General features: G+C 71.5%; 5 protein-coding genes and 1 pseudogene. 4 read left to right on the top strand and 2 right to left on the bottom strand.

What is annotated here, in order from left to right; translation table 11 throughout:
- Positions 1 to 89: pseudogene (locus ACLQ28_RS31350) on the top strand (C39 family peptidase); the annotation flags it as partial.
- A 78-nt stretch (positions 90 to 167) separates the two neighbouring features.
- On the opposite strand, the gene recQ reads toward ACLQ28_RS31350, so the two are convergent.
- Positions 168 to 2,009: a DNA helicase RecQ gene (gene recQ / locus ACLQ28_RS31345; RefSeq protein WP_425689868.1), complete on the bottom strand. Its 1,842-nt coding sequence runs from the start codon at positions 2,007 to 2,009 to the stop codon at positions 168 to 170.
- 130 nt (positions 2,010 to 2,139) lie between these two features.
- The gene (locus ACLQ28_RS31340; RefSeq protein ID WP_110563954.1) at positions 2,140 to 2,484 is read right to left on the bottom strand and encodes a hypothetical protein; all 345 of its coding nucleotides are present in this window, start codon (positions 2,482 to 2,484) and stop codon (positions 2,140 to 2,142) included.
- Between the two features lie 221 nt (positions 2,485 to 2,705).
- On the opposite strand from ACLQ28_RS31340, the gene rapZ reads away from it, so the two are divergent.
- The 3 genes from rapZ to whiA are packed head-to-tail and all read left to right on the top strand — an operon-like array spanning position 2,706 to position 5,737.
- Positions 2,706 to 3,638, top strand: a complete 933-nt coding sequence (gene rapZ / locus ACLQ28_RS31335) for an RNase adapter RapZ (protein WP_425689867.1) — start codon at positions 2,706 to 2,708, stop codon at positions 3,636 to 3,638.
- Entirely contained in the window at positions 3,635 to 4,702 is a 1,068-nt protein-coding gene (locus ACLQ28_RS31330; protein WP_425689866.1) for a gluconeogenesis factor YvcK family protein, read from the top strand. The genes rapZ and ACLQ28_RS31330 overlap by 4 nt, the downstream gene beginning before the upstream one ends.
- Before the next feature lie 54 nt (positions 4,703 to 4,756).
- Entirely contained in the window at positions 4,757 to 5,737 is a 981-nt protein-coding gene (whiA, locus tag ACLQ28_RS31325) for a DNA-binding protein WhiA (protein WP_387204572.1), read from the top strand.
- Positions 5,738 to 6,000 lie beyond the last annotated feature (263 nt).

The raw sequence follows: 6,000 nt of genomic DNA, 5'->3' as shown, positions 1-6,000 counted from the left end.
ACTCCGCCGACCCCAACACCGCCTCCTACGACATCACCACCGAACACCTCGCCGACTGGATCGCCACCCGCGGCTACGCCACCAGCTGACCAGCACCAGCACACGACTGACCCGCACCACACCGAAGGGCCGGACCCCAACCCGGGGACCGGCCCTTCGGCATGTCCTCAGTCGGTAGCGAGGACGGTGAGGATCTGCTCGCCGTACTTGGCGAGTTTGTTCTCGCCGACCCCGCTGACGCGGGAGAGGTCGGCCAGCGTGCCCGGCGCGTCACTGGCGATCTGCCGCAGCGTCGCGTCGTGGAAGATCACGTACGCGGGGACGCCCTGCTCTTTGGCGGTGGCTGCCCGCCAACCGCGCAGCCGCTCGAACAGCGTCGTGGCGGCAGGCGTCAGCTCGGCCACCACGGTGGCTGAGCCGCGCGGCTTCGACGAGCGGCTCGATGCTGGCTTTTCTGGTTCGCGGCGCATCGTCACCGTGCGGCGGCGACCCAGGACGTCCGCGCTTGCCTCGGTCAGGGCGAGCGTGCCGTAGTCGCCCTCCACGGCGAGTAGACCCTCGGCGAGCAGTTGCCGGACCACGCCCCGCCACTCCGCCTCACTCAGCTCGGAGCCGATGCCGAAGACGGTCAGTGAGTCGTGACCGTACTGGCTGATCTTGTCGGTCTGTTTGCCGAGCAGGATGTCGATGCAGTGCCCGGCGCCGAACCGCTGGTTGCGTTCGCGGTCGAGACGGAAGATGGCGGAGAGCAGCTTCTGGGCGGCGACCGTGCCGTCCCAGGACTCCGGCGGGGTGAGGCAGGTGTCGCAGTTGCCGCAGGCGGACGCCGTCGTCTCGCCGAAGTATTCGAGCATCTGGACCCGTCGGCAGCGCACCGTCTCGCAGAGGGCGAGCATCGCGTCCAGGTGTGCGGCGAGGTTGCGGCGGTGCGCGAGATCGCCGTCGGACGTCTCGATCATTTTGCGTTGCTGGACCACGTCCTGCAGCCCGTACGCCAGCCAGGCGGTGGACGGCAGGCCGTCCCGGCCGGCGCGGCCGGTTTCCTGGTAGTAGCCCTCGACGGATTTGGGCAGGTCGAGGTGGGCGACGAATCGGACGTCTGGTTTGTCGATGCCCATGCCGAAGGCGATGGTGGCCACCATTACCAGGCCGTCCTCGCGCAGGAAGCGCTGCTGGTTGGCGGCGCGGGTCGCCGCGTCCAGCCCGGCGTGGTACGGCAGGGCGGCGACTCCGTTGGCGGTGAGGAACTCCGCCGTCTTGTCGACCGAGGCCCGGGACAGGCAGTAGACGATCCCGGCGTCGCCGGGGTGCTCGTCGCGCAGCAGGGCCAGCAGTTGCTTGCGGGGCTCCCGCTTGGGCACGATGCGGTACTGGATGTTGGGCCGGTCGAAGCTGGCCACGAAGTGGCGCGCGTCGTCGAGCTTCAGTCGGGTGGCGATCTCGGTGCGGGTGGCGCTGGTCGCGGTGGCGGTGAGCGCGATCCGGGGCACCTGGGGCCACCGCTCGTGCAGCATCGACAGCGCCAGGTAGTCGGGTCGGAAGTCGTGCCCCCACTGGGACACGCAGTGCGCCTCGTCGATGGCGAACAGCGAGATGCGCCCCCGGTCCAGTAGGGCGAGGGTGGACCGGACGCCGAGTGCCTCTGGGGCGAGGTAGAGCAGGTCCAGCTCGCCGGCGACGAAGGCGGCCTCGACTCGGCGTCGGGCGTCCAGGGTCTGGGTCGAGTTGAGGAACCCGGCACGCACGCCGACCGCGGTGAGCGCGTCCACCTGGTCCTGCATGAGCGCGATCAGCGGGGACACGACGACCGCGACCCCGTCGCGGACCAGGGCCGGGATCTGGTAGCACAACGACTTGCCGCCACCGGTGGGCATCAACACCAGCGCGTCGCCGCCGGCGACCACATGGTCGATCACGTCCTGCTGGAAACCGCGGAAGGCGTCGTAGCCGAACACCCGGCGCAGCACCGGCAGAGCGTCCTCGGTGCGCAGGTCGGTGGGAGAAGCCATTCGCGGAGTCTACGAGCCGACCCCGACAGCCCCCGCCCGGCGCACCCGAGTGGCGGGCCCGACAGCGCCGGGCGTACCCGACCCGACAGCGCCCGGCGCACCCGCGTGGCGGGCGCGCCGGGCGACCTGGTCAGCTGGGCTGGCTGGACCGGTTGGCGAGGCCGCGCGGCGGGGCCTTCATTCCGACCACGATGTCGACGATCTCGATGTAGCGGGCCTTGTTGCCCATTCGGAAGGCGGTGGCCGCTGCGTTGATCTCCTCCAGGGTGTCGGCCTCGACCATGGTGACCTGGTCGTACTTGCCGTTCACCCCGGTCGTCACGACGTGGGTGAGCTGCTTGGCGAAGCGGCCCAGGTCCCGTGCGTGCTCGGCGGAGACCTCGTGGATGCCCTCCCGGCCGAGGGCGAAGTATTCCGGGTTGATCCGCATGAACAGGAAGCCGATGTATTTGTTCTTGTCCGCAAGGTCGTGCATCGCACCCTCCCAGTGTCGGTCTGACCTGCGACGATCACGAAGAGCTTATTGATAATTACTGATCGTCATCAAGGGCGGCGACTGTCGGGAGGGCGACCCGCGGCGGCTGGTCGAGGGAAGAGCCGCGACGGGTGCCGGCCGTCGGCTGGGCGGCGGGATAGAGTCGCTGATTGACCAATCGCGGCCGAGGGCGGCCACGGCGCCACAGCTTGGGGGTACGGGTGAGCGAGGCGCGCACAGCCGGCGGACGGATCGATGATCCGAACGCCGTTGACGGGCAGCTGGCGGCCGAGTCGGAAACCACCCTCGTGGTGGTCACCGGCGTCTCCGGGGGTGGGCGCAGCACGGTTGCCCGGGCGTTGGAGAACGTCGGCTACTACGTGGTCGACAACCTGCCGCAGGCACTGATGCTGGACATGGCCGAGTTGGCGTTCAAGGCGGGCGGCGCCGCTCGGCGTACGGCGATGGTGCTGGACGTGCGGTCGCGGGCCTTCTCCACCGACCTGGCCGGGGCGATCCGGGAGCTCAAGGAGCGCGGGTTCTCGCCCCGGGTGGTCTTCGTCGACGCGGACGACGAGGTGCTGATCCGGCGGTTCGAGAGCGTTCGCCGTTCGCACCCGTTGCAGGGCGACGGGCGGCTGGCCGACGGGATCGCCGTGGAGCGCGGGTTGCTGGAGGAGGCGCGCGACCTGGCCGACGTCATCGTCGACACCAGCCATCTCAACGTCAACCAACTCCGTCGGCGCATCGAGGAGTTGTTCGGCGGGGAGGACGCCCGCCGGCTGCGGGTCACCGTGTTGTCGTTCGGCTTCAAGTACGGCCTGCCGCCGGACGCGGACTTCGTGCTGGACGCCCGGTTCCTGCCCAACCCGTACTGGGTGCCGGAGTTGCGCGAGCACACTGGGCGGGAGGAGGCGGTCAGCGCGTACGTGCTGGGTCAGGAGGGCGCGGACGCCTTCGTCGCCTCGTACGCCGACCTGGTCAACGCCACCACTGCCGGCTTCGAGCGGGAGGGCAAGCGGTACCTGACGGTTGCCGTGGGCTGCACTGGCGGCAAGCACCGCAGCGTGGCCATCGCCGAGGAGTTGGCCAGCCGGCTGCGCCACTCGGGGCTGGCGGCCAACGCCCAGCACCGCGATCTGGGGCGCGAATGACGGCCCGCCGGGTGGTGGCGTTCGGCGGTGGGCACGGCCTCTCCGCCTCGCTGCGAGCGCTGCGCCACTGCGCACCCGAACTCGACTTCGATATCACCGCGGTGGTCACCGTCGGTGACGACGGCGGCTCCAGTGGCCGCCTGCGCGCCGAGCGAGGTGGGCTGCCTCCGGGTGATCTGCGGCAGGCTCTGGTGGCGCTGGCGGGGGACCACCCGGCCACCCGGCGCAGCGCCGGGCTGTTCCAGCACCGCTTCGCGGCCGTACCGGTGGGCGTACCCGGATCTGGAACGACCGATCCGGGCCCGGCGGTGGGCGGCGACCCGGACCGGGACGGCGCGGCCCGGCGCGGCACCGACGGGGCGTCGACCGGCGCGGACGGGCTGGCCGGGCACGCGGTGGGCAACCTGGTGCTCTGCGGTCTGATGGAGTTGCTCGGGGACCCGGTGGCTGCGCTGGAACACGCCGGCGCGATGCTCGGCACGGTCGGCCGGGTGTTGCCGATGTCCCGCCAGCCGGTCGGCATCGAGGCGCGGGTACGCGGTGCCGACCCGGCCGCCCCCGACGAGGTGCAGACTGTGCGCGGCCAGCACCAGGTGGCCGTCACCACCGGGCGGGTCGAGTCGCTGCGTCTCACCCCCGCCGCCCCGGCGGCCTGCGCCGAGGCCATCGAGGCGATCATGGCGGCGGACTGGTTGATCTTCGGGCCGGGCAGTTGGTACACGAGCGTGCTTCCGCACCTGTTGGTGCCACAGTTGGCCGACGCGATCGTGTCGACCTCGGCTCGACGGCTGGTCACGCTGAACCTCGCCGCGGAGAAGGAAACCCTCGGGCTTTCCGTCGCCGACCATCTCGCGGCCCTGCACCAGTACCTGCCCGAGCTGAAGGTGGATCTCGTGCTCGCCGATGCCAAGGCGGTGGGTGACCCCGAACCGGTCGAACGTGCGGCAGAATCGCTGGGTGCCCGCCTGGTCCTCGCCCCCGTCGCCGTCAGCGACGGCACTCCCCGACATGATCCGGCTGCCCTGGGCGCCGCGCTGGTGCCTGTCCTGCGCGCCGATCGTTAGACACGTACGTAATCTCCGGCGACACGCCGGAACCGGTCCGTGAGGGGACGCACAATGGCGATGACGGCCGCGGTCAAGGACGAGCTGAGTCGGGTCGACGTGCCCAAGCCCTGCTGTCGGCGGGCGGAGATGGCGGCGCTGCTGCGCTTCGCCGGCGGGCTGCACATCGTCTCCGGCCGCGTGGTGGTGGAGGCGGAGTTGGACACCGGGGCGGTGGCCCGGCGGCTGCGCCGGGAGGTCGCCGAGGTCTACGGGTATCCCAGCGAGATCCATGTGCTGGCCTCCGGTGGGCTGCGCAAGGGCAGCCACTTCATCGTGCGGGTCGTGAAGGACGGCGAGGCACTCGCCCGGCAGACCGGCCTGCTCGACGTGCGGGGTCGCCCGGTGCGGGGGCTGCCCCCGCATGTGGTGGCGGCGAACGTCTGCTGCGCGGTCTCCGCGTGGCGGGGCGCGTTCATGGCGCACGGTTCGCTCACCGAGCCCGGCCGCTCCAGCGCCCTGGAGATCACCTGCCCGGGGCCCGAGTCGGCGTTGGCGCTGGTCGGTGCGGCCCGCCGCATCGGCATCACCGCCAAGAACCGCGAGGTGCGCGGCGTGGACCGGGTGGTGGTCAAGGACGGCGACGCGATCGCCGCGCTGCTCACCCGCATCGGCGCGCACTCCAGCGTGCTGGCCTGGGAGGAACGCCGGGTGCGCCGCGAGGTGCGGGCCACCGCCAACCGGCTCGCCAACTTCGACGATGCCAACCTGCGCCGCTCGGCGCGCGCCGCGGTCGCCGCCGCCGCTCGGGTCACCCGCGCCCTGGAGATCCTCGCCGAGGAGGCGCCCAACCACCTGACCGACGCCGGGCGGCTGCGCCTGGAGCACCGGCAGGCGTCGCTGGAGGAGTTGGGCGCGCTGGCCGAACCGCCGTTGACCAAGGACGCCATCGCCGGGCGGATCCGCCGGCTGCTGGCGCTGGCCGACAAGCGGGCCCGCGACCTCGGCATCCCGGATACCGAAGCAGCCGTCACGCCCGACATGCTCGTGGTCTGATAGGACGGTGGGACCGCACGGTGCGCCCGGGAGCACGACCCGGCGCGGCGTGGTCTCGCGCGCTCGGATATGGTCGCTGAGTACGGCAAGGGGGCCGACACCGGCACTTCTCGTCGTGCCCACCGCCTCGGGCGGTCAGGTCCTCAGACCGCGCGGCGGGGTGGCCGAGATGAACCGTCGACGGCCGGATCCAACGGTCGGCGCACACCATTCCCGCCGGCCCGTTGTCTGAAGCCGGCGGACCAGAACGCGAGGAGATGGGA

It is taken from the genome of Micromonospora sp. DT201 (assembly GCF_049841575.1).
GTDB lineage: Bacteria > Actinomycetota > Actinomycetes > Mycobacteriales > Micromonosporaceae > Micromonospora.
This window is presented reverse-complemented; position numbering and strand designations above follow the sequence as displayed.